Origin of the sequence: Compostibacter hankyongensis (assembly GCF_039541075.1) — a bacterium.
In the GTDB taxonomy this organism is placed as follows: Bacteria; Bacteroidota; Bacteroidia; order Chitinophagales; family Chitinophagaceae; genus Compostibacter; species Compostibacter hankyongensis.
In genome coordinates this window covers 362,221-384,992 of sequence record NZ_BAABFN010000002.1, presented here as the reverse complement: position 1 = coordinate 384,992, position 22,772 = coordinate 362,221, and the positions used below count along the sequence as shown (strand labels likewise).

The 22,772-nt window shown below is 56.5% G+C and carries 22 protein-coding genes; 14 read left to right on the top strand and 8 right to left on the bottom strand.

Annotation, left to right across the window (positions count from 1 at the left end):
- The first annotated feature begins 34 nt into the window (after positions 1-34).
- The 3 genes from ABD851_RS06455 (at position 35) to ABD851_RS06445 (ending at position 6,575) form a co-directional block, all read left to right on the top strand.
- Entirely contained in the window at positions 35-3,607 is a 3,573-nt protein-coding gene (locus ABD851_RS06455; RefSeq protein WP_344977267.1) for a SusC/RagA family TonB-linked outer membrane protein, read from the top strand.
- Positions 3,608-3,669: 62 nt separating this feature from the next.
- Positions 3,670-5,172, top strand: coding sequence for a RagB/SusD family nutrient uptake outer membrane protein (locus ABD851_RS06450; protein ID WP_344977265.1), 1,503 nt, complete (start codon positions 3,670-3,672; stop codon positions 5,170-5,172).
- Between the two features lie 293 nt (positions 5,173-5,465).
- Complete coding sequence (locus ABD851_RS06445; protein ID WP_344977262.1) at positions 5,466-6,575, top strand: sterol desaturase family protein; 1,110 nt, start codon at positions 5,466-5,468, stop codon at positions 6,573-6,575.
- 40 nt (positions 6,576-6,615) lie between these two features.
- On the opposite strand, the gene ABD851_RS06440 is transcribed toward ABD851_RS06445, so the two are convergent.
- Together ABD851_RS06440 and ABD851_RS06435 are read right to left on the bottom strand one after the other, a co-directional pair.
- On the bottom strand, positions 6,616-8,805 hold the full coding sequence (locus ABD851_RS06440; protein WP_344977259.1) for a xanthine dehydrogenase family protein molybdopterin-binding subunit: 2,190 nt from the start codon (positions 8,803-8,805) through the stop codon (positions 6,616-6,618).
- 34 nt (positions 8,806-8,839) lie between these two features.
- Positions 8,840-9,319: a (2Fe-2S)-binding protein gene (locus ABD851_RS06435; protein ID WP_344977256.1), complete on the bottom strand. Its 480-nt coding sequence runs from the start codon at positions 9,317-9,319 to the stop codon at positions 8,840-8,842.
- A gap of 196 nt (positions 9,320-9,515) precedes the next feature.
- Here ABD851_RS06435 and ABD851_RS06430 point away from each other — a divergent pair, with 196 nt between their 5' ends.
- From ABD851_RS06430 to ABD851_RS06380, 11 genes are all read left to right on the top strand, one after another.
- Positions 9,516-9,986 (top strand): (2Fe-2S)-binding protein, encoded by a 471-nt coding sequence (locus tag ABD851_RS06430; protein ID WP_344977253.1) that lies wholly within the window; start codon positions 9,516-9,518, stop codon positions 9,984-9,986.
- Positions 9,983-12,106: a xanthine dehydrogenase family protein molybdopterin-binding subunit gene (locus tag ABD851_RS06425; protein WP_344977250.1), complete on the top strand. Its 2,124-nt coding sequence runs from the start codon at positions 9,983-9,985 to the stop codon at positions 12,104-12,106. The genes ABD851_RS06430 and ABD851_RS06425 overlap by 4 nt, the downstream gene beginning before the upstream one ends.
- 47 nt (positions 12,107-12,153) lie before the next feature.
- On the top strand, positions 12,154-12,471 hold the full coding sequence (locus ABD851_RS06420) for a nucleotidyltransferase domain-containing protein (RefSeq protein WP_344977247.1): 318 nt from the start codon (positions 12,154-12,156) through the stop codon (positions 12,469-12,471).
- A complete protein-coding gene (locus ABD851_RS06415) occupies positions 12,468-12,872 on the top strand; it encodes a HEPN domain-containing protein (protein WP_344977244.1) in 405 nt (134 codons plus the stop codon). Before ABD851_RS06420 ends, ABD851_RS06415 begins: the two co-directional genes overlap by 4 nt.
- Position 12,873: 1 nt before the next feature.
- Positions 12,874-13,110, top strand: coding sequence for a MoaD/ThiS family protein (locus ABD851_RS06410; RefSeq protein ID WP_344977241.1), 237 nt, complete (start codon positions 12,874-12,876; stop codon positions 13,108-13,110).
- Between the two features lie 3 nt (positions 13,111-13,113).
- Positions 13,114-13,524: a molybdenum cofactor biosynthesis protein MoaE gene (locus ABD851_RS06405; protein ID WP_344977238.1), complete on the top strand. Its 411-nt coding sequence runs from the start codon at positions 13,114-13,116 to the stop codon at positions 13,522-13,524.
- Complete coding sequence (gene moaA / locus ABD851_RS06400) at positions 13,511-14,551, top strand: GTP 3',8-cyclase MoaA (RefSeq protein ID WP_344977235.1); 1,041 nt, start codon at positions 13,511-13,513, stop codon at positions 14,549-14,551. Before ABD851_RS06405 ends, moaA begins: the two co-directional genes overlap by 14 nt.
- A 10-nt stretch (positions 14,552-14,561) precedes the next feature.
- Positions 14,562-15,677 (top strand): ThiF family adenylyltransferase, encoded by a 1,116-nt coding sequence (locus tag ABD851_RS06395; protein ID WP_344977232.1) that lies wholly within the window; start codon positions 14,562-14,564, stop codon positions 15,675-15,677.
- 9 nt (positions 15,678-15,686) lie between these two features.
- Positions 15,687-16,874, top strand: coding sequence for a molybdopterin molybdotransferase MoeA (locus tag ABD851_RS06390; RefSeq protein WP_344977229.1), 1,188 nt, complete (start codon positions 15,687-15,689; stop codon positions 16,872-16,874).
- A 67-nt stretch (positions 16,875-16,941) separates the two neighbouring features.
- Positions 16,942-18,159 (top strand): XdhC family protein, encoded by a 1,218-nt coding sequence (locus ABD851_RS06385; RefSeq protein ID WP_344977226.1) that lies wholly within the window; start codon positions 16,942-16,944, stop codon positions 18,157-18,159.
- Positions 18,156-18,737, top strand: coding sequence for a nucleotidyltransferase family protein (locus ABD851_RS06380; protein WP_344977223.1), 582 nt, complete (start codon positions 18,156-18,158; stop codon positions 18,735-18,737). The genes ABD851_RS06385 and ABD851_RS06380 overlap by 4 nt, the downstream gene beginning before the upstream one ends.
- Before the next feature lie 9 nt (positions 18,738-18,746).
- Here ABD851_RS06380 and ABD851_RS06375 read toward each other — a convergent pair whose 3' ends face one another.
- The 6 genes from ABD851_RS06375 to moaC all read right to left on the bottom strand — a co-directional run bounded on the left by ABD851_RS06375 (position 18,747) and on the right by moaC (position 22,745).
- Positions 18,747-19,619 carry an ATP-binding cassette domain-containing protein gene (locus ABD851_RS06375; RefSeq protein WP_344977220.1) on the bottom strand — a complete coding sequence of 291 codons (873 nt, stop codon included), beginning with the start codon at positions 19,617-19,619 and terminating at the stop codon, positions 18,747-18,749.
- Positions 19,620-19,623: 4 nt separating this feature from the next.
- Positions 19,624-20,292: a molybdate ABC transporter permease subunit gene (modB, locus tag ABD851_RS06370; protein ID WP_344977217.1), complete on the bottom strand. Its 669-nt coding sequence runs from the start codon at positions 20,290-20,292 to the stop codon at positions 19,624-19,626.
- Complete coding sequence (locus tag ABD851_RS06365; protein WP_344977214.1) at positions 20,293-20,700, bottom strand: TOBE domain-containing protein; 408 nt, start codon at positions 20,698-20,700, stop codon at positions 20,293-20,295.
- Positions 20,701-20,803: 103 nt separating this feature from the next.
- Positions 20,804-21,580 (bottom strand): molybdate ABC transporter substrate-binding protein, encoded by a 777-nt coding sequence (modA, locus tag ABD851_RS06360; RefSeq protein ID WP_344977211.1) that lies wholly within the window; start codon positions 21,578-21,580, stop codon positions 20,804-20,806.
- Positions 21,581-21,610: 30 nt separating this feature from the next.
- A complete protein-coding gene (locus tag ABD851_RS06355) occupies positions 21,611-22,273 on the bottom strand; it encodes an NTP transferase domain-containing protein (protein WP_344977209.1) in 663 nt (220 codons plus the stop codon).
- A complete protein-coding gene (moaC, locus tag ABD851_RS06350) occupies positions 22,251-22,745 on the bottom strand; it encodes a cyclic pyranopterin monophosphate synthase MoaC (protein WP_344977206.1) in 495 nt (164 codons plus the stop codon). Before moaC ends, ABD851_RS06355 begins: the two co-directional genes overlap by 23 nt.
- Positions 22,746-22,772 lie beyond the last annotated feature (27 nt).

Below are 22,772 nucleotides of genomic sequence, written 5' to 3'. Positions count from 1 at the left end.
TTCTTCCATTTTTTTATCCGTCAATTTCAAATGTATGCAAAAAAAATCACTCCGGAAGCCTTTCTTCCCTCCCGGAAGGCTGCTCAAATCTCTACTCATCATGAAGTTATCCCTGCTCCTGATAACTGCCTTTTGTTTCAATACCTATTCGGCGGTCGTTTATTCGCAGGAAAGAATCAGCCTTGACCTGAAATCGGTAAAGATCAAAAAAGCGCTGACGCTGATGGAGCATCTGTACAGCTACCGGTTTATTTACTCGGATAACATACTCCCGAAAAATAAAATAACGCTTACCGCAAAAAACGAAACGATCGGGCAGGTACTGGAAAAGACTTTTGCCCATACCGGCCTGGTCTACAAAATCCTGGATAACAACCTGATCACGATTACCGTAAAGGGCCCCGCCTCCGGCGTCATCCATATCGAAGGAAAAGTCACCGATGCCGCCAACGGCAAAACGTTGGCCGGGGTGACCATACGCGTTAAAGACGGGAACACGGGTACGATTACCGATGAAAGCGGGGCCTACAAGCTGGATGTACCGGACAACGCCGTACTGGTGGTATCTTTTCTCGGCTATGTGGACCAGGAGATTGCCGTCAACGGGCGACCCCAGCTCAATATCGCCCTGGAGTCTTCTTCCAAAACCATGTCGGAGGTGGTGGTGATCGGCTACGGAACGCGGCAGAAGAAAGACCTTACCGGGGCCATATCGGATATCAATGCCGAAACGATAGAGAAAAGCACCGCGATGACGCCGGAGCTGGCCATGAAAGGTCAGATGGCAGGGGTGAACGTAACGTCTGCAGGCGGCGACCCCTCGGGACGGCCGACCATCCGCATCCGGGGTGTAAATACTTTTAACGATGCCAATCCCCTCTATGTGATCGACGGCGTGCCGGTGGCCGAGGGCGGCTCAGGCGTTACCAATGATGTACGGGTGACCGACGTAAGGTCGCCCATCAATATCTTCACCCTGATCAACCCCGATGACATCGCATCCATCTCTGTTTTAAAAGATGCTTCCGCTGCCGCAGTATACGGTGTACGCGCGGCCAACGGGGTCATCCTGATCACCACCAAAAAAGGGCAGGAAGGCACTGCCAGGCTGGACCTGAACGCTTCCATGGGCTTCCAGAACATCCCCCAGACCTTTAAGCTGCTCAATACCCCGCAATTTGCCGCGCTCTACCAGGAAGCCTATGCCAACAACCCCACGCTCGATGCAGCCACTCATCTTCCCGTTGCCATCGGGGCCAGCACCTTCGGCCCTGCTTACGATCCCGAAAGGGCGGAATACCTCGGCAACAGTCCCAGCTACGACTGGCAGAAAGCCCTGCTGAAGAAAAATGCGCCGGTCAACAATTATTCGGCGCGGATATCCGGGGGCACCAGCCATACCAACTATTATGTTTCGGCAGGCTATACCTATATGAGCGGCGGACTGAAGCAGAATAACCAGGAGCGGTATACCGTCGCCAGCAACCTTACCGCCCGCGTCAACAAGTTCTTCGAAACCGGCCTGAACCTCCGTCTCGCCGATGAAAACACGCTCCAGAATACGCAGGGCGATCTTTCCATTTTCAAAGCTCCGCCCTGGCAGCCGATCTATGATCCCAACGGCCGGGGCGGCTTTGCACCGGTAGTCAGCGGTACCTTTAAGGTCAACCCCGATTACGATCCGGGTCGCCTTGTCCCCGGTCCGGATTCGCTCTTCGATCAGGGGCCTACGCTGCTCTGGGGACCGCAGGCCGTTACCAATGCGCTCGGCGAGCAGGCCTTTAACAGCACCACGTACAACAACCAGATGTTTATCGGCAGCGCCTATGCGCAGATAACGCCGCTGACCGGCCTGAAGATCAGGGCTACCGTCAGCGGGGAATTATACAATCTCAAACGGAAAACCTGGACCGATTACCGGGGATGGCTGTTCTCGCAGACGCCCGGCAATCCCTATCAAAGTCAGAACGGAGATGCCGGCGGTGCGATGACCCTGCGGCAAACCCGGACGAACAACCTGATCAAGGCGCTTAACGTGGATTACAGCCGCATTTTTGGCAAACACTCCATAGAGCTGATGGCCGACGCATCCGACCAGCACTATACCTGGGACGTCATGGGATCGTCCTCCACCCAGGTCAACTATGCCGATCCCGATCTGCGCTATTATGAATCGATCCTGCCTTATGCGGGCGGCTCTTACAGCCGCTGGCAGAATTATGCGCTCATCGGCTACCTCGGACGCCTGAGCTATAAGTACAATGACGAATACTACCTCGATGCCACGGTAAGAAGGGATGGCTCTTCCCGCTTCGCTCCCGGGCACCAGTGGGGAACGTTCCCCTCTTTTTCCGTGGCCTGGCGCATCACCCGGGAAGATTTTATGAAAAGCCTCAGCTGGCTGAACGACCTCAAGATCAGGGGCGGCTACGGCGTATTGGGGAACGAACAGACCACTTCCGGTTTCGCCTACCTCTATACCGCAAGCTTCAACCCGCATTACGCCTTGGGCTCCGGCGACGGAGATGGTCACGGGAACATGCAGATTGCCTCCTTTCTCCCCACATTCTCCAATGAGAACCTCAGCTGGGAAAAAGTATATACAACGAGTGTAGGCATCGACGCACTTTTGTTTAACAATACCCTTTCCCTGACGGCGGATTATTATCACAAGATGACCAAAGGGATCATCCAAAGCGTCCCCCTGCCCGCCAATGCAGGGATAGAAATGCCGATGGATCAGAACGTCGCCGATGTGCTGAACAGGGGCTTCGAGCTCCAGGCGGGATATAACCGGAATTTCGGAAAGCTGGGCTTTTCCGTCTCTGCAAACCTCACCACCGTACACAACGAGGTGCGCTCGTTATACCTGCACATTCCCAACCGGCCCCTGGGGCTGGAAGAAGGTTATCCCATAGGTTATATATATGGTTATAAAGTCGGCGGGATCTTCCAGAACACCCAGGAAACGGATGACTGGAAAGCCCGGTACCGCGATGCCATCGGATCAAATGATCCCCGCCCCGGCGATATCTATTTCCAGGACCTGTATGGTAATCCCGTAGCAGGACAGACCACCAAGAACACGCAGCGCGACAGCCTGATCAATGACAACGACCAGACCTATCTCGGCAGCACTATCCCCGGTTATTATTACGGGTTCAACCTGGGCCTGAGCTACAGCCGTTTTGATCTTTCCGTATTCTTCCAGGGTGTGGGAGATGTAAAGAAATACAACCCATACCGGGCCGTAGGCGAGGCGATGAGCGCAAACGGTATTAACCAGCTGGCCAGCACCCTGAACCACTGGACCGCGGATAACCACAGCACTACGATGCCCCGGGCGGTCTTTAACGATCCTAACCACAACACACGCATGTCGGACCGTTTCGTGGAAAGCGCAGCCTACCTGCGTCTGCAGAACGTCCAGCTGGGGTACACGCTGCCGTCCCCGCTGCTGCAGCGCACCGGTTTTATCAGAAGCATCCGGCTTTACCTGAGCGGGGTAAATCTGTTTACCCTCACCAAATGGAGCGGACCGGATCCGGAAAACGACGTCGTACCGAGCACCCGCCAGTTCATCGCAGGCATAAGGGCCAGCTTCTGAATGCAGACCGTTTGGAGGAAACCCCGTACCCGGTCTATATCTAACTTATAAACCATCTTCAGATGAAAAACTTCAATATAAAATTAACGGTCACAGGGCTCCTGACCCTTTGCATGGTCTGGATGTCCTGTAACAAGGAGCTGTTGCGCATCAACCCGTCCCAGCCTACCGAAACGGCCTATTTTACGCGACAAAGCGCTTTTCAGCAGGCGGTGCTGGGCATCTACGCCAAGCTTACCGACCTGTATTCCTATAACAATATCAACTGGCTGCAGGAAGCTTTGCTCCTGCCGGGTGACGACCTCACGGCCACGCAGCAAAACAATTTCGAGGACTTTGTGCTGGCGCCCGAAAACGGCAAGATAAACGGATATTACAATGCCTGCTACCAGATGATCGCCAGGGCCAACGTAGTGCTCTATGAGATCGATTCGGTCAAAGAGGGCGTTTTTTCCACCGAGCAGCTCAAAAATTACAACCACGGTGAAGCCCTCTTTCTCCGGGCTTTTGCCTTCTATAACCTCTGGAACATGTTCGGCACCTCCCCCCTCGATACGACTCGCTTTCTTCACCAGGATGAGCTGTATCCTCCCGGCTCCGAGGGCACCCAGCTGCTGGACCAGGCCATCAGGGACCTCACTGCCGCGGCCGGTCTGCTACCGGAAAGCTGGGACAACAACAACCGGGGGCGGGTGACGCGGAACAGCGCGTATGGCATGTTGGGCAAGTGTCTGGTGTTCCGGGCCACGGTGAAGAAAGACAATGCCGATTATCAGGCGGCCATCGCCGCTTTTGATCAGCTGTCGGGTCTTTCGCTGGTATCCGATTTTGAAGACAACTTCAACTACCGCACCGAAAACAATGAAGAATCTTTATTTGAATTCCAGGCCAGCAGTCCCACCCAGGTGGATAATGTCTATCTCAACAACGACGTCGATTATGCCGTCGGGCAGGCTTCCGCCTACTGGGGCTTTTTTGACAACAACTATGCGCAGTATGGTCAGCCCATCTTCATCGCGACACAAAAGCTGCTGGATAGCTTCACCGACGGCGACCCGCGGCTGCCGCTGACGCTCGACCCTGCCAGCCGGCAGATAAAAAAGTATGTGCTGAATAATGAGCTGACCGGCTTCGGCGTGGGCTCCACCAATAACCCCCGCATCCTGCGATATGCAGATGTGCTGCTGCTGAAAGCAGAGGCCATCCTGCAGTCCGGCGGCAGCGCCGCCGCGGCTGTTGCGCTGATCAACCAGGTGCGGACCCGCGCCCGTAACATGGTACCCGGCGGCACGCAGCCGGAAAATCTCTCCGGCGCCGAAACCAACCGGAACAGAATCATGCAGTGGATCATGGATGAAAGACTCCGGGAGCTGGCAGGGGAGGGACAACGGTGGTTTGATCTGCGCCGGTGGACGCTTGGCGGGCTCATTGCACCGGATAACGATTTCTTCAGCTCCGCCACGCCGGCGCTCATGAAATTTGATCCCGATACCCATCTCTATTTCCCGATACCGACAGACGAGACCGAACGCAATCCGAACGTGCAGCAGAACCCGGGGTACTGACCAAAGAAGCGTCACATCATATCAATCCCAATTCCTGAACCGAAAGGCCGGCTTTTTTGCCGGCCTTTCGGTTCACTGCCAATCAAGCGCGGCGACAGGCTTTTTCATATCATCCTTTCCGCCGGGATATCTGCATGCCGGGACCGGGGACCGGCGCCGGATTTCGCCTGCAGACGCAATAAGACCGGGATTTCCGGGGATTTTTTTGTAATATTGTAGTGGATCTGCGCCGCACGTTGTCCCGTTGCTCCATCCGCCGGAATTGTTCTGTAAGCACTTAAAACTTTTCAGTCATGTTGTTCATGGTTTCCGATATTTTCAACACCCTGTACCATGAAGTGATCGGTTTCTTTGGCATAGGCTCGCTGATCAGCCTGGTCCGCTCCGGCGACTACAGCTCATTGCTGACCCTGAAAGGCATCATGGCCTTTATATCGCCCCTGTTCCCGCTGCTGCTGACCATTGAGCTGCTGCGGGCCATGGTCTACAAAAAATTCAAGATCGAGGATTACAAGGTTCCGTTTATCATTTATGTGTTCAACCGGTTTATCGGCCGCTTTATCTCCATAGCCGCAGTAGCCTTTTGTATCGGTCTTTTGGAAAGGGTCGCCATCTTCCATACCACCTTCACCTGGTACTGGTTTATCTATGGATACATCATCTGGGAATTTTCGCATTTCAACTATCATTACTGGGCGCATAAGATCCGCCTGCTGTGGTGCCTCCATTCCACACACCATGCCCCGCAACAGATGAACCTCTTTGTTTCCCACGCCCACTTCTTCCTGGAAGGCCCGTATGCGGATGTGGTGCGCACCTCCATCTGCATCCTGCTGGGTGTGAACCCTCCCATGCTGTTCCTGATCATGTTTATTGACGGGGTATGGGGCGCATTCATCCATGCCGGCGAAAACATCCTCAAAGACGGCCGCCTGGGCTTCCTCAACAGGATCATCCTGACGCCCTCGCATCACCGGGTCCACCACGCGCGCAATCCCCTGTATATGGATACCAATTTCTGCAACCTGCTGAATATATGGGATAAGGTGTTCGGCACGCTGGTGGACGAAAGAAGAGATATTCCGGTCGAATACGGTATTACACGCGAAATGAATCCAAACAACTTCTGGGATGCTTATTTCGGGGAGTTTGTAGCCTTGGGAAAAGATATCAGAAAAGCGCCCGGCATCAAAAACAAGCTGCTGTACCTTGTGATGCCACCGGGATGGAGCCATACCGGCGATCATAAGACCTCCAAAGTTGCCCGTGAAAAATTTCTTCATGACACGGCTGTAGCCTCACCACAACCGCTATCCTCCACGGAGGAAGAATACGCTCCCGAAACGCCTGCGCTGTATGCCGCCGAAGCTATTCCCCAGCCGCAGCCGGAAGCCAAGCTATAAAACCCCGGACATATCCTCCCCCTTGCGGATATAAGACGATTTAACTGCCCATGTGATGCAGCAAAGGCAGGCGGCGGATGCGTTTTCCGCAAGCCCGGTACACGGCGTTGGCGATAGCGGCGGAAGCCGGTCCCTGTACCGCTTCCCCGGCGCCCATGGCTTTTGTCTCCGGACGATCCAGCACCGTTACCTCCACCTCGGGCACTTCGCTGAAGCGAAAAACGGGATAGAGGTTCCAGTCCGTGCTGACAATCCGCTTTTCATCAAACTGCACCTCTTCCTTAAGGGTCCAGCTGGCCGATTGTATCATTCCTCCCTCGGTCTGGTTTTTTAGCCCGTCGGGATTGATGACCTCTCCGGCATCGATCACGGCCCACATCTTTTGCACCCGTATACTGCCCGCTTCCGGATCGGCGCTTACTCGCGCCACTACCGCGCAGTAGGAGGCGGAATTTTTATAACGGGAGAACGCCAGTCCCATACCCGAGCCGGGACCGGCGCCTTGTCCGCTCGTAAGTTCCTGCACCTTGCGGATGACGGCTTTGGCCCGTTCGTCATCCAGGTGCATCAGCCGGAAGGTATAAGGATCTTTTCCCGCCTTTTCCGCCAGCTCATCCATAAAAGATTCAATGGCAAAGATATTGGCAAAGGCGCCGAGGCTGCGCAGCGCCGATGTCCTGAGCGGGCCGTCAAAAAAGTGTGCGTTGATCTCCCGGTTGGGAATGCGGTAATACGGTTCGGCATTCCGGTGAGCGCCTCCGCTAAACCCTTCAGCCTTGGGCGGAAACGGGGTAGCCAGGTACCGTGCCGGCAGCAGGTTCCCCGGTTCGCCGCCCGGACGCGACCCGTGGGAGTCGGACCAGAGGTCGTATTGCCAGCGGACGATCCTGCCGTCGGCATCAAGACCGGCTTCCGCTTCCATGACCATGGCGCTCCCATAAGGCTCCCAGCTGTGCTCTTCCTCGCGTGACCATTGCAGCCGGACATGCCTGCCCGGCAACGCCATGGCCAGCAGCGCCGCATCGGCGGCGGCATCATCCGCCCCGTTATGGCCGTAGCAGCCCGAACCGGGCACGCCCTTGACATGTATTTTTTCAGCCGGCATATCCAGCATCTTCTGCAACGTTTCCCGGAGCGGATATACGCCCTGGCTATGGGTCCACACATGCAGCATGTCTTCGTTGTAAAATGCAACGGCACAGGACGGACCGATGGCGCCGTGCATGATATAAGGCTTGAAGTAAGCCGCTTTCAGTGATACGACCCCGTTCTCCGCCGGAGCCGTATCGCCGGCCTGGGCTACCTGCTGCGTCTGCACGGGCAACGTCTTGAGATAAGCGGGCAGATCGGTCCTGGCGGCTTCCGGGAAAGGGGGAGGGACGGACCAGTGCGTATCGCCCCGCAGCACGCTCTGGGCCTGTATAGCCGAATACTCATCCTCCGCGATCACCCCGAGGAAGCTGCCGTTGACCACGATCTTCAGCAGCCCCGGCACATGCCGCTTTACCGGCCCCTGGTCCAGCTGCAGCAGCCTGGCCCCGTAGACCGGCGGACGGATCATACGGGCATGGACCATTCCGGGAAAACGGAGGTTATGGACATACACCGGCCCCGCCCGTACCATGCGTCCGATATCTTCCCGGGGAACGGGTTTGCCCACCAGCTGATAACGGTCCCTGGATTTTAGCGTTACCGGCATCCGCACCTCGTCGTTGAGCTGCCGGTCCTTCAGGAGGGCGGCAAAAGTGATGGCCGGCGTGCCCTTGACAGTGCTGATCCGGCCATGGGCCGTGCGCAGCTCCGAAACGCGCACCTTCAGCTCGTCTGCAGCCAGCTGAAGCAGCTTTTCCCGGGCATAGGCGGCGGCATATCGTACGGACATGGCGCTGCCTTCAATGGAGCCGCTGCCGGCGGTATAGCCTTCGTCGGGCGTATGACCGGTTTCGGCCAGGTCCACCGTTACATTTTCCATTCCCAGGTTCAGCTCTTCGGCGGCCACCTGTGCGATGGCCGTACGGATACCCTGCCCCAGCTCCAGCTTGCCCGTCATGATCCGCACCCTTCCGTCCGCCAGTACCGTTATCCAGGAGTCCAGGGCGGGAAACCGGCTCAGGCTGCGCGGAAGCTTTCCCGACGAGGGGGGAGAGCAGGCAAAGGAACCGCCGCCGATGGAGAAGCCGATAGTCAGGCAGCCGGCGGTTTTCAGGAAGTTGCGTCTGGATGTGGACATGGGAACAGGATTTAAAAACGCTGCCGCGCCGCCGTCAGGAAAGAGATTTATCTGCCTCCGCGGCCCGCTTTACCGCCCGCAGGATCCGTGCCTGGGTGCCGCAGCGGCAAAGCACCGGCTCCATGCCCCTGCGGATGGCGGCATCGTCGGGACTGGGGTTCTCACTCAGCAGGGAAACGGCTGACATTACCATCCCGTTCAGACAGTACCCGCACTGCGCCGCCTGTTCCTGCACAAAAGCTTCCTGGACGGGATGGAGGCTGCCGCCGGGACCGGCAAGCCCTTCCAACGTCGTCAAGGCCCTGCCTTTTACCCGGTCCACGGGCATCATACAGCTGAAGGCCGCCTTTCCGTCCAGCAGCACCATACAGGCCCCGCATTGCTGCAGGCCGCAGCCAAAGCGCGGACCGTTCAGCTGAAGATGATTTCGCAGGATGTACAACAGCGGCGTGGAAGGGTCTGCCTTTACTGTATGGTCTTTCCCGTTGACCCGGAGCTGAATCGTGGTAACCATAACGGGGGTTTTTGATACATGAGGTACGGCCACTCTCCCCTCCGCCGCAGGAGCCGGCAGGAGAGACGGTTGCTGAATAAAAATAAGGAAAAATGCCTGCTTGGGCAAATACCGTTTATCAAGAAAAAGAAAAAAGTTTGATCTTTTCAGGGCGGAAAGCATTAATTTTAAAAACCCTCTTTTTAAAGCTATCATCATGGCTGTTTTCAACCTTACCATCAACAGGAAAAATTACAAGGTGGACGTGGACCCCCAGATGCCGCTGCTCTGGGTCATCCGCGACTTCGCCGGATTAACCGGAACCAAGTACGGCTGCGGTATCGCCCAATGCGGCGCCTGTACTGTTCACTACGGCGAAGATGCTGTCCGCTCCTGCTCCCTGCCCGTATCCTCGGTAGGCGACAAGGCCATCACCACCATCGAAGGTCTTTCCGAAAAAGGGGACCATCCCCTGCAGCTCGCCTGGGACGAGACCGACGTGCCCCAGTGCGGATACTGCCAGGCGGGACAGATCATGAACGCGGCCGCGCTGCTGAAAAAAAATCCGCATCCTTCGGATGAGGATATCGATGAAGCCATGTCCGGCAACATCTGCCGATGCTGTACTTACAAACGGATCCGCAAAGCCATAAAACGGGCTGCGGAAAAAGCGGGAGGTAGATCATGACAACCCATACCGTTAACCGGCGCGATTTTATACGGGTCACCGCTGCCGCCGGCGGCGGCCTTGTGCTGGGCTTCAACTGGCTCAGCGCCTGCAGCCCCTCGTCCAGGCAGGCCAAAGCCGCCGTACATGACCTGAACGCCTTCGTAAAGATCGATACGGACGGCCTGGTAACGATCATGGCGCCCAATCCGGAGATCGGACAGGGCGTAAAGACCGCCCTGCCGATGATCGTCGCCGAAGAGCTGGACGTCGACTGGAAAAAGATCAGCATTGTACAGGCCGGACTGGATACCGGCAAATACAGCCGGCAGGTAGCAGGCGGCAGCGGTGCGGTACGCAGCAGCTGGGCGCCTTTCCGCGAAGCCGGCGCTACCGGCAGACAGATGCTGGTCAATGCCGCCGCCGCGGAATGGCAGGTGGACCCGGCTGCCTGCAGCACAGAGGCCGGCAAGGTATGGCATAAAGAAAGCGGTAAAAGCACGGGCTATGGCGACCTGGTAGAAAAAGCAGCCGCCCTGCCGGTGCCCAAAAACGTGGCCCTGAAAGATCCCTCCGCTTTTCGCATCATCGGCAAACGGATGCCCAATTACGACAACAAAGCCATCGTTACCGGCAGTATTAAATATGGTATCGATACCCGGCGCAAAGGCATGCTGTACGCCGCCATCATCCATCCTCCGGCCTTTGGGCAAAAGCTGCAGCATTTTGACGACAGCGAAGCCAAAAAACAGCCGGGTGTACAGCAGGTGGTAAGCTTCGACAACAACATCGCCGTGCTGGCCAGGTCTACCTGGGAGGCCATGCAGGGTGCAAAAGCCATTAAAGCCGACTGGTCGGACGACAGCAAGCTGGAAAGCACGGGAGATTATGCCGATAATTTCCGGAAAATACTGGACCGTCCTTCGCAGGAAAAACCGCGGCGGAAAGACGGTAACATCCGGCAGGCCTTTGCCGGGGCCGCCCGGGTGATTGAGGCGGAATATGCGGCCCCCTTCCTTCCGCATAACACGATGGAGCCGATGAATTTTTTCGCCGATGTAAGAGAGGACGGGGTAGAGCTATACGGTCCGGTGCAGACACCCGAAAAAGCGCAATCCGACGTCTCCAAGCTGCTGGGCATACCCAAGGAAAAAATAAAGGTGGGCATGCCCCGTACAGGAGGCGGGTTCGGCAGAAGGCTGAAATCGGATTTCGTTACCGAGGCGGCGATGATATCCAAGCTGGCCAAGGCGCCCGTAAACCTCATCTGGCGCAGGGAAGACGATATGGGAGGCGGCGATTACCGTCCCATGGGACTTTACCGCTACCGGGCGGCGCTGGATCAGGAAGGCCGGCTGATCGCCTGGCATCACCATTCGGTGGGCGTAACCGGCAACCCATCGCGCCAGGACAGCTTTCCGGCGGGAGCGGTACCCCATCTGCAGGTGGATGCGCTGGAATATAAATCACCCGTGACCACCGGTCCCTGGCGGGCGCCCAATCATAACTTCATCGCTTTCTCGGAAGAATCCTTCCTGGATGATATCGCGCATCAGGTAAAAAAAGACCCGGTGACCTTTCGGCTGGAATTGCTGGAGCAGGCCAAACAACATCCTGTCGGGAAAGTGGATTATGACCCCGACAGGTATGCGGGCGTTATCAGGAAGGTAACGGAAATGGCGGGCTGGGGGCAACCCAGGCCGGGCGTATACCAGGGCTTTGCTGCGCATTTTTCCTTTTCTACCCATGTGGCGGAGATCGTTGAGCTGATCCGTGCCGGAGACAAGCTAAAAATCAGCAAGGTATACTGTGCGGTGGACTGCGGTACGGTAGTCAACCTCAGCGGCGCCGAAACGGAGGTGGAAGGAGGGATCATCGACGGCATCGGCCATGCCCTCTACGGAGAGCTTACCCTTACCCGGGGCAGGCCGGACCAGACCAATTACGATCATTACCGGCTGATCCGGATGCGGGAAGCGCCCGAAGTGGAAGTGCAGTTTATCCGGAACAACGAAAAACCTACAGGGCTGGGCGAGCCGGGTCTGCCGCCGGCAGGAGCCGCCCTGGCCAACGCCATCTTCGCCGCCACCGGAAAACGCCTGCGGTCTCAGCCGTTTATTAAGAGCGGGTTCTTCGGGTAGATACCGGTAATCCGTGATTGAGAAGTATTCGGTACCTTTGTAGCAGCATGGCCAGCACAGATGATTTACTGGACAGGATAAAAAAAACCGTTCTGGAAAAAGAGCCGGATGCGGAAATACATCTCTTTGGCTCAAGGGCAAGAGGCACAGCTCATGCCGAGTCAGACTGGGATTTATTGATATTGCTGAATAAGGACAAAATCACACCAGATATTGAAAAGAAAATAACTTATCCTTTGTATGATATAGAATTTGAAACAGGGCAGGTTATCAGTCCTATGTTATATACCAAAAAAGAATGGAATACTAAATATAAGATTACTCCTTTCTATTACAATGTAATGAAGGAGGGCCGTCTGATATGACAGAATATAAGCGAGAAGATTATGTTAATTATAGATTTCAAAAATCAAAAGAAACTTTGCGCGAAGTCGATATATTAATTGATAATCAATACTGGAATACTGCCATAAATCGTCTATACTATGCCTGCTTTTATGCCGTTGGAGCTATATTGGTAAAAAAAGGAATAAAAACTTCAAGTCATTCAGGGGTTCGACAAAAATTCGGAGAGTTATTTGTTAAGGAAGGCAAAATCAGCAAGGAACTGGCAAAACATTATTCTGAACTCTTTGAAAAAAGACATAAGGGCGACTACGATGACTTCTATGATTTTGATAGGGAAACTGTGCTAAGACTCCTTCCTCCCTCGCGGGAATTAATAAAGCAGATCGGAATTTTAATTGCAGACGATAACGCCGGCTAACATGAATATAAAACTGTTTGGCATCACCAGGGAGATCATAGGAGAGGAGCAGCTGACAATAACGGATAAGAATATACGTACTGTAGCGGAGCTTAAGACATGGCTGTTTTCCGCATATCCTTCCATACGGCAGCTCAGCTCCCTGGCTGTTGCGGTCAATCATACGTATGCCGAAGATGCGGATCCGGTAGGGCCGGATCATGAAATAGCCCTGATACCACCCGTAAGCGGAGGCTGAACTATGCTGATCAAGCTGGTAGACGATATCGATCTCAATGAAGCCTATCATTACCTCCGCCACCCGGGGGCAGGTGCGGTCAACCTCTTCATCGGTACCGTAAGGGATCAGGGACAGGGAAAAGCAGTAACCCGGCTGAGCTTTGAGGCTTATGAGGAGATGGCCCTCCGGGAAATGCAAAAGATAGGCGCCGGAGCGTTGGAAAAATGGCCCCTCAAAAAACTGCTGATCGTCCATACCAAAGGAGAAAAGCAGGTTGGAGAGCCGGTCGTGGTTGTGGGGGTCTCCGCTCCCCATCGCGACGTGTCCTTCGAGGCCTGCCGTCATCTTATCGACACCCTGAAGCAGCGGGTACCCATCTGGAAAAAAGAATTTTACACCGATCAAAGCAGCTGGATCAATGCACATCCCTGAACCGGACATAGCGCAAAAGACCCAACCCCAGGCCGGGAACAGGCCGGAGCTGACCGATAAATTCGGCAGGCGGCTGAATTACCTGCGCCTGTCGGTGACCGACCGCTGCAACTTTCGCTGTGTATACTGTATGCCCGAAAACGGTATGGATTTCGCAGCAGGACCGGTCCTGCTCTCTTTTGAAGAGCTTTACCGGCTCAGCCGCATCTTTTGCGGACTGGGTGTGGACACCCTCCGCATCACCGGAGGGGAACCCTTTATCCGGAAAGGCCTGCTGCCTTTCCTCGAAAAAATAAGCGGGCTGGAAGGACTAAAGGAAATCAAGATCACCAGCAACGGCGCTTTTTGGGAAAAGGACCTGGAGAGACTAAAGCAAACAGGTATACGAAAAATAAACATCAGTCTGGATGCGCTCGACCCTGAGCGTTTCTATCAGATTACCCGCCGGAACAGCTTCGAACGCGTCTATGCGGGTATATTCCGCCTGCTGGAAAAGGGCTTCGAGCTGAAGCTGAACTGCGTGGTGATGGCGGGCCGCAATACGGAAGACATCCTGCCCCTCATCGGGCTGACGCAAGACTACGCCATCTCGGTACGTTTCCTGGAAGAGATGCCGTTCAACGGCAGCTCCTCCTTTATCCGGTCATGGGACTATAAAGACATCTATGCCCACATCAGCCGGCACCATCCTCATATCGAGAAGCTGGAAGACGGTGAAAACGCCACCGCCACCAATTATAAAATCCGGGGACACCGGGGATCATTTGGCATTATCCCGGCCTACAGCAGAACGTTTTGCGGCACCTGCAACCGCATCCGGCTTTCCGCTACCGGAGAGCTGAGGACCTGTCTGTATGGAGCGCCGGCAGCCGACCTGCGGCAGCTGCTGCGAAGCGGCGCTGATGACGCCGCTGTCGAAACGGCCATACGCGATGCGGTAAGCCGGCGGGAAAAAGACGGGCTGGCCGCCGAAGCATCCGGCCGGCAAAACCCGGTACATGCCTCCATGTCCGTCCTCGGCGGATAAAAAGATGCACATGGAACACCAGGAAAGATACATCCGGCAGCTACAGCTGCCCGGCTTTGGCAAAGCGGCCCAGCAGAAGCTGGAGGCGGCAAAGGTGCTGGTGATCGGTGCCGGCGGGCTGGGTGTGCCCGTACTGCAGTATCTGGCGGCCATGGGCACCGGTACGCTGGGTATCGTGGACGGGGACAGCATCAGCCGGGACAACCTGCACCGGCAGGTACTGTATGCCGACGAAGAGACCGGCCTGCCCAAAGCGGAAACGGCCGCCCGGCATCTGCAAAAACAGAATCCCCATATCCGGCTAAAGATATTCCCGGAATTTTTCAACCCGGAAAATGCGACGGACATCCTGAGCGGATTCGACCTGGTTGTGGATGCCACAGACAATTTTGCGGCCCGCTACCTGATCAATGATGCCTGTGTGATGACCGGAAAGCCTTTTATCTACGGCGCGGTACAGCAATACGAAGGACAGGTAAGCGTGTTTAACTACGGTGACGGGCCTACGTACCGGTGCCTGTATCCGGTGCCTCCCGCTCCGGAACAGCTGCCGGATTGCAACACGGCCGGCGTGCTGGGCGTGGTGCCGGGCATCATCGGCTGCCGGCAGGCCCTGGAAGCGGTAAAGGTGATCACCGGCATCGGCACCTCCCTCTCCGGATACCTCCTTATTCTCGACTTCCTGAACAACGATCAATACCGTATCCGGCTAAAAGCCTCCCCGGAGCGTCATGCCATCCGGACCCTGCAGGATAGCTACGCTGTGTCCTCCTGCGGGGAAATAAACACCCTGAGCCCGGAACAGCTTTACGGCTGGTACGGGTCCGGGATAAAATTCACCCTGCTGGATGTGCGCAGCCCGGAAGAGTACCGGGAGGCTCATCTCGAAAATGCAATGCCGGCGCCCCCGGATACTCTCACAGACATGAGCTTTCCCGTCGACCGGCCCGTGGTAACGGTCTGCCGGCAGGGCAGCCGCAGCCTGAAAGCGGCCCGGCTGCTCAGGGAAAGATATCCCGCCCTCCGGATCTATAGTCTTGCCGGCGGTATCGACCAATGGATCCGGGAGATCGGCGCTGAAAAAATAATCCGTGCAAAAGCTGAGACGTTCCCCCAACCCTCCTGACCACAACCCATGATAACCGTAACTCAAGCGCTCAGCCTGGTACTGGAAAACCGGATATTCCCGGATACCGAAACGGTGGACCTGGCAGAAGCCGGGGGACGCGTGCTGGCCGCACCGGTACTGGCTGACCGCGATTTTCCTCCTTATCACCGGGTGACGATGGACGGCATTGCCCTGCGCGCCGCCGCACTGGAAAAGACCCGCAGCTTTCCCATCGAAAATATCCAGGCTGCCGGTATGCCGGCCTCCCGGCTCAGCAATCCGCTCCATTGCATAGAAGTGATGACCGGAGCCGTTCTCCCCGGAAATACCGATACCGTGATCCCCTATGAGCAGTGCGACAGGACGGCAGGCGTGGCCGTCCTGAAAGCCGGCGCCGCGGTTTCACCTTTTCAATACATACATCAGCAGGGAACAGACGCCGGAAGGGGAGATGTGCTGCTGGAAAAGGACCGGAAAATTACATCGGCCATGGTGGGCGTAATGGCCTCCGCAGGCATGACCCGCGTAAGCGTTTACCGCCTGCCTGCCGTGGCCGTCTGCTCCACCGGTGATGAGCTGATACCGCCCGGCGCGCAACCTGCGCCGCATCAGATACGGGCCTCCAATTCCCGGATGCTGGCCGCTGCCCTGCAGACGGAGGGCATCCGTGCGGAGCTGTTTCACCTTAGCGACAACAAGACGGAGATGAAGGCCTCCCTGGCTTCCCTGCTCGAAAATTTCCAGGTGATCCTCTTCTCCGGCGCCGTTTCCAAAGGACGGTACGATCATCTGCCTGCCTTGCTGCAGGAGGCCGGCGTAAAAAAGATATTTCACGGGGTAGCCCAAAAGCCGGGGAAACCGTTTTTCTTCGGTACGCTCGGCGACCGCTGCCACCTGTTCGGATTCCCGGGCAATCCCGTCTCCACCTATACCTGTTACCAGCTTTTTTTCAAACCCTGGCTGTACCGCTCCCTGCATTGCTCTTCGGAGAAGCAGGTGGCCAGGCTGGCGGAAGAATTTATCTTTAAACCGGATTTAACCTGCCATCTTTTGGTAAATTTAAGTCACGAACAGGGTATGCTGACGGCAAGGCCCTGCCGGAATTCCGGCTCCGGCGATCTAACGGCGCTGGCCAGGGGCGACGCCCTGATGAGCCTTCCCGCAGAACGCAGCAGCTTTCATGCGGGAGAATTTTTCGAGGTGACGATGCTGTAACGGCAGGTCTCCAGCGCACGACGGACAGCGCATCATAAGGGCGTTATACTTAAGAATACAGGTTCACATGAAAGAACTGCGAGACATCGTTGCGGCATATGACCAGGCCCGGCAGCACAACAAGCAGGCTGCGCTGGCCACCGTGGTGCAGGTGGAAGGCTCTTCTTACCGGAGACCCGGCGCACGCATGCTCATTACGGAAGACGGCGGTTTGACCGGCGCCATCAGCGGAGGCTGTCTTGAAGGCGACGCCCTCAAAAAGGCCCGGCTGGTCATGCTGCAGCAGAAAAACCGCCTGGTGACTTATGACACTACTCATGAAGACGATGCAAAGCTGGGTGTAGGCCTGGGCTGCAATGGCATCATCCGGATACTGATCGAGCCCCTCCTGGCAGAAGACCCTGCCCACCCCGTCTGCCTGTTAAAAGATTTTTTTCAAAAGCGCCGCCGTGCGGTACTGGTCACCTTATTCTCCTCTCCGGGGAAAAACGGCGGGCATCCCGGCACTGTATTCCTGCGGACGGAGGACGGTAAAACATACGGTGCGGCCGGGAACAGCCGCCTGCGGCATGCGCTGGAAGCAGATGCGGAACAGGTATTGCTCAGCGGGCATTCCCGGATAAAAACATTTCCGGGCGGAGCTGTCTACGCCGCTTCCGGCATGGAAGGCCTTGAGAAAGCCTCCGGCCCGGCTACCGCAGAAAGCAGCGACACCGCAGCGCTTACCGTATTCCTCGAAGTGCTGGAGCCCCCGGTATCTTTGCTGATCTTTGGCGCCGGCAACGATGCCATTCCCCTGGCCGGGATGGCGGCCGTGCTGGGCTGGGAGGTCACCGTTATCGACGGACGCATTCACTATGCCACCACCGGACGCTTTCCCGCCGCCGGCAAGGTGATAGTTTCCGGAGCGGAAAAAGCGCTGGAACAGCTATCTCCGGATCACCGTACCGTAGCGGTGCTGATGACGCACAACTACAACTATGATCTGGCCATACTCCGACAGCTGCTGCCCCTCCGGCTTCCCTACCTGGGATCGCTGGGTCCCCGTAAAAAGCTGGAACGGATGCTGGAGGACCTGCAGCGGGAAGGACGGCAGCAGGAAGCATCCCTCCTGCAAAACGTGTACGGACCTACCGGTCTGGATATCGGTGCGGAAACACCCGAGGAAATCGCCCTGTCCGTTATCTCGGAGATCAAAGCGGTGCTCTCGGGAAGACCCTGTCGCTCGCTGCGCGATATGCAGCTGATCCCCCATCATCATGAAGCGCAACCCGGGCAGTCATGACGGGTCTTATACTCCTTGCCGCCGGAGCATCCGCAAGACTGGGCAGCCCCAAACAGCTGCTGCCTTATGCGGGGAAAACGCTGTTGCAGCACGCCATAGCGGCGGCGACAGGCAGCGACGCCATGCCGGTGATCGTAGTGCTGGGCGCCTCCGCCAACCTCATCAGGCCCGGCATAAGCCGGGACCCTGTGCATATCGTGACGCATGCCGCATGGAAGGCAGGCATCGGCTCGTCCATAAAGGCAGGTCTTGCCGCCTTCATCGAAAAAGCCCCGCAGGCTGAAGGCGTCATCCTCATGCTTTGCGATCAGCCTTTTGCAGACAGCGCACTGCTCAACAGTCTCATCCGGAAAAAGCAGGAAAGCGGGAAAAAGATCATCGTCTCCGCTTATGAAAATACCCTTGGGGTGCCGGTATTGTTTGACAAAGCCTTTTTCCCCGTCCTGACGGAGCTTGAAGATGAAGCCGGCGCCAAAAAGCTGCTACAAAGATACCCGGAAGCGGTGGCTTCCGTTCCCTTTCCCGGCGGGGGTATCGATATCGACACCCGATCCGCCTATGATGCCCTTATAGGATAACGGATACGGCTATATCTTCCTGATAACGGGATTAAAGGCTTTTGAGAATATTCCCACAGTATCCCCCGGATGCAGCTCCTCCGCTTCTCCGGCGGTAACCACCACCTTGATGACGGTATTGCCAGCAGCGACCTCTACAATAGAGACCACTCCGCTCTTTGCGACCCTCAGCACCTTTCCCGTGAGCCGGATCTTGCTGCTCAGCCGGACATTGCCAAAAAGGGCGTCAGGAGGGCCGGAACGGAGAACTTTTCCCTCATCCAACCAGATAACCCGGTCGGCTATACGGTAAATTTCCGCCATATCATGGCTGACCAGCAGGGTGGTCAGGTTGAACTGCCGGTGCAGGGCAGAGATCTGGTCCTGCAATTCCTGCCGCATTTCCGCATCCAGGGAAGAAAAGGGCTCATCCAGCAACAGGATGCCGGGCTTCCGCATCAGGGCGCGGATCAGGGCTACACGTTGTCGCTGTCCGCCGGACAGCATCGCAGGCTTTCTGTCGGCCAGCTGCTCCAGGTCCACCATGGCCAGCATACGGCTGACCAGGCCGGGGTCTTTCTCCGGCTTCAGCGCATAGCGCAGGTTTTCCCGCACCGTCATATGGGGAAACAGGGCAAAGTCCTGGAACACAAAGCCGATCTGCCGTTGCTGTACCGGGAGCCTTATCTTCCGGTCCGTATTCAGCCAGCACCGGCCATCCACCTCTATGATGCCTTTTTCGGGTTCCAGCAGACCTGCAAGGATGCGGAGCAGAGTAGTCTTGCCCGCACCGGATCTTCCATACAGGGCGACGAAGCTTTCACGGCTGATCTCCGTATCCACCTTAAGCAGCGCCTCCCCGCCGGCCATGACGAGCCTTTTCTGTATGTTTATCTTTATCATCCGCTCAGGATTTGAACAGCCGCCGGTTCAGCGTATAGACCAGGAGCAAAATACCAAAGGAAACCAGCAATAACAGTAAGGCATATACGTGTGCAGCCGGGTAATTGGAAGCCTCCACCTCGTCATATACGGCAATGGAAGCCACCCGTGTTTTGCCGGGGATATTGCCGCCGATCATCAGCACTACCCCGAATTCACCGATGGTATGCGCAAAAGAAAGCACCGTGCCGGTCAGCAGAGCCGGCTTTATGTTGGGAAGCAGTACGCTGAAGAATGTCCGCAGCCGGGATTTCCCCAACGTATAGGAAGCCTCCTTCAGGCTGGCGGGTACCGATTGCAGCCCCGCCTGTACGGGATGCACCATAAAAGGGAGACTGTAAATAACAGAACCCAGCACCAGCCCCCCGAAGGAAAATACCAGCCGGATATCGAAGAGCGAGCTTAACAGGCCGCCGAACCGGCCTGTGGGACTGAAAGCAAGCAGCAGATAAAAGCCCAGCACGGAAGGCGGTAGTACCAGCGGCAGGCTGACAACCGCTTCAAAAACCGCTTTGAAGCGCGAGGTCGAAGCCGCCAACCAGGCAGCCAGGGGAACGCCAACCAGCAAAAGCAGCCCCGTGGCAACAACAGCAAGGCGTAAAGTAAGCCACAGGGGCTGATAAGCTATAGCCATCTAAGCGGCGGTTTGCATGAGTGATACTTCGGTGGTTTTTACCAGGCCCTCCACCCGTTCGCCCACCGACAGCCCGAGGGCCACGGCAGAACGGGTCGTGATTACCGAACACAGGGTATGGCCGTTGACATCCAGCGTGATGCTGCTCAGGATCTTTCCGCCGGTTATTGCCGTGATCACGGCCGGGATCCGGTTACGCAGACTTAATCCCCCCGACAGGTTTTTCCCGATAGATATCTCGGTTTCTTTGAATACGGCAAAAACCGGCGTGCCGGTAACCAGGTAGGCGGCGGTCTCCGGCGTGTCGATCACCAAAGCCGACAAAAGGATGCCTCCCGCATCTACCGTTACCAGCGAGATGCCTTCTTCCGTTTCTACGGCCGTGATCGTGCCTTTTAAACTGTTCAATGTGTCCCGGTTATGATTATTGATCTGATACCTGCCTCTGCTCCATGAGGTCCGGGCTTTCCCGGCATAACATTCCTTTAAAATGCCTTTCACCCTTCGCCCTTCACCTTTCTCCCCCTTTAGGGGGCAGGGGGGGCAGCACGTAGCCGTATGCGGCAAAAACAGCACGCCCCTGCGGGCTGAAAATAAAGCGGTAAAAGGCCTGCGCCTTTTCCAGTCCTGCTCCCTGCGCATGCCGGAGGATCACCACACCCTGGTCAATGGGCTGATACAGGCGACTGTCCACTTCCACCCATTTTCCCCGGCCCTTCATGACGGGGGCCATTACCACCGACTTGGCCGTAAGGGCCAGGTCCGCCGCTCCTGAAAGGAGGTACTGGTTCACCTGGGAAATGCTTTCCCCGTACACGATCTTGTCTTTTACCCGGTCGTACAGCCGCAGGGCCCTGATGGCCTGCAGCGCGGCAACCCCGTAAGGAGCCGTTTTGGGATTGGCGACGGCCAGCCTGGCAATATCCTGCCCGGCGGCGGCGCCGATCCCACCGGAGATATCCCGCTCTTTCAGGGACCACAACACCAGCGCTCCGCAGGCGTATACCCTGGGGGTATCGAGCGTGTACCCTTCTTCAGACAGCATACGGGGATACTGCATGTCTGCCGAGAGGAACAGGTCGAAGGGAGCACCCTGCCTGACCTGTGCCGTGATCTTACCCGACGAGCTGACGATCAGCGTAGCCGCTGCGTCCGTCTTTTCCCGGAAGGCTTTGACAAGCGCCCTGGCGGCAAACTGCGCATTAGCGGCCACGGCTATACGAAGCTCCTGGGCCGTAACGGAGACGGTCAGTCCCGTCGCAAGCAGCAGGATAAGGATACGTTTCATGCTCATCAGGTACTTGTTATAAAGCAGCGGTTATCCCTCCGGCGTCAGGGACCTGTTATCGCCGGCAGGGAAGATATCCCGGCCGGCGGGGCGGCCCTGCCGGATCTCCGCAATTGCCTCCCGGTATTGTTCGGGGTTGTTGATGTTCCTCAGCTCAGCGGCATCCGGAGGCTGCAGCAAGGCTACTTCTGTCTGCATCAGCGCTTTCCTCGGACAGTAATGTCCTTCCTCGCGGCGCTGCTCCAGCAGGGCCCGGCTGCCGGGCTCCCAGATGGTAATCAGCGGCTCCGGAAATGTGTTTGTGGGGTCTCTAAAAGCGGTGGCCGTTTTGGAAGGATCGCGATGCCAGATCAGGTAATGCAGGGTAGGTCCGGATAAAAAAGGCAGATCACAGGCCACCACCAGCCAGGCCACCCCGGGATGCAACTGCTGGGCGGACAGGATGCCTCCCATGGGGCCCAGCCCTTCAAAGCTGTCCGTTATGACCGGGAAAATTTCCTTCAGCTCCCCGGCCTGTTCCCGGTTGCACGACATATATGTCTTTTCGCAGCAGCCGGACAGCAGATCGTATACATGGCGGCGCTGATCTTTTTCATGATAGACCAGACCGCCCTTATCCTGCTGCATACGGGTGCTCTTGCCGCCGGCCAGCACCAGCCCGTACAATGCTTTAACCGTTTTTCCTGTAATCACTTTTGCCTCCTGTTTTTTCCAGAAGCTTTACTTCCCGGATCACGATATCATGGGAAAAGGACTTGCACATATCGTAAAGGGTAAGGGCGGCCACGGAAGCCCCGGTAAGCGCCTCCATTTCCACACCCGTTTTGGCGGTAATGACTGCCGTACAATCGATCTCCACCTCCCGCTGCCCGTTGACCCGAATATCGATATGGCAGTTCTCAAGCGACAGCGGATGACAAAGCGGTATCAGCTCCGCCGTTTTCTTGGCGGCCATGATCCCCGCTACTATGGCCGTCCGGAACACGGGGCCTTTTTTTGTATGGATCTCTCCGTCGGCAAGATGCTGCATCACCTCCTCGCCGGGCACTACGATACAACGGGCACGGGCCATGCGCCGGGTAACCTCTTTTCCGCTTACGTCCACCATCGCCGGCTGACCGGTAACGGGATCCAGATGGGAAAATGTCTTTTCTGCAGGGTTCATAAATATCAGGTGAATATGAACAAAAGT

Coding starts and splice junctions, on each gene's coding strand:
- modA (WP_344977211.1), bottom strand. CDS start 21,580: ATGAAACGTATCCTTATCCTGCTGCTTGCGACGGGACTGACCGTCTCC.
- ABD851_RS06410 (WP_344977241.1), top strand. CDS start 12,874: ATGAATATAAAACTGTTTGGCATCACCAGGGAGATCATAGGAGAGGAG.
- ABD851_RS06440 (WP_344977259.1), bottom strand. CDS start 8,805: ATGTCCACATCCAGACGCAACTTCCTGAAAACCGCCGGCTGCCTGACT.
- ABD851_RS06375 (WP_344977220.1), bottom strand. CDS start 19,619: ATGATAAAGATAAACATACAGAAAAGGCTCGTCATGGCCGGCGGGGAG.
- ABD851_RS06445 (WP_344977262.1), top strand. CDS start 5,466: ATGTTGTTCATGGTTTCCGATATTTTCAACACCCTGTACCATGAAGTG.
- ABD851_RS06395 (WP_344977232.1), top strand. CDS start 14,562: ATGGAACACCAGGAAAGATACATCCGGCAGCTACAGCTGCCCGGCTTT.
- modB (WP_344977217.1), bottom strand. CDS start 20,292: ATGGCTATAGCTTATCAGCCCCTGTGGCTTACTTTACGCCTTGCTGTT.
- moaA (WP_344977235.1), top strand. CDS start 13,511: ATGCACATCCCTGAACCGGACATAGCGCAAAAGACCCAACCCCAGGCC.
- ABD851_RS06390 (WP_344977229.1), top strand. CDS start 15,687: ATGATAACCGTAACTCAAGCGCTCAGCCTGGTACTGGAAAACCGGATA.
- ABD851_RS06420 (WP_344977247.1), top strand. CDS start 12,154: ATGGCCAGCACAGATGATTTACTGGACAGGATAAAAAAAACCGTTCTG.
- ABD851_RS06385 (WP_344977226.1), top strand. CDS start 16,942: ATGAAAGAACTGCGAGACATCGTTGCGGCATATGACCAGGCCCGGCAG.
- ABD851_RS06430 (WP_344977253.1), top strand. CDS start 9,516: ATGGCTGTTTTCAACCTTACCATCAACAGGAAAAATTACAAGGTGGAC.
- ABD851_RS06450 (WP_344977265.1), top strand. CDS start 3,670: ATGAAAAACTTCAATATAAAATTAACGGTCACAGGGCTCCTGACCCTT.
- ABD851_RS06415 (WP_344977244.1), top strand. CDS start 12,468: ATGACAGAATATAAGCGAGAAGATTATGTTAATTATAGATTTCAAAAA.
- ABD851_RS06380 (WP_344977223.1), top strand. CDS start 18,156: ATGACGGGTCTTATACTCCTTGCCGCCGGAGCATCCGCAAGACTGGGC.
- ABD851_RS06425 (WP_344977250.1), top strand. CDS start 9,983: ATGACAACCCATACCGTTAACCGGCGCGATTTTATACGGGTCACCGCT.
- ABD851_RS06405 (WP_344977238.1), top strand. CDS start 13,114: ATGCTGATCAAGCTGGTAGACGATATCGATCTCAATGAAGCCTATCAT.
- ABD851_RS06435 (WP_344977256.1), bottom strand. CDS start 9,319: ATGGTTACCACGATTCAGCTCCGGGTCAACGGGAAAGACCATACAGTA.
- ABD851_RS06455 (WP_344977267.1), top strand. CDS start 35: ATGCAAAAAAAATCACTCCGGAAGCCTTTCTTCCCTCCCGGAAGGCTG.
- moaC (WP_344977206.1), bottom strand. CDS start 22,745: ATGAACCCTGCAGAAAAGACATTTTCCCATCTGGATCCCGTTACCGGT.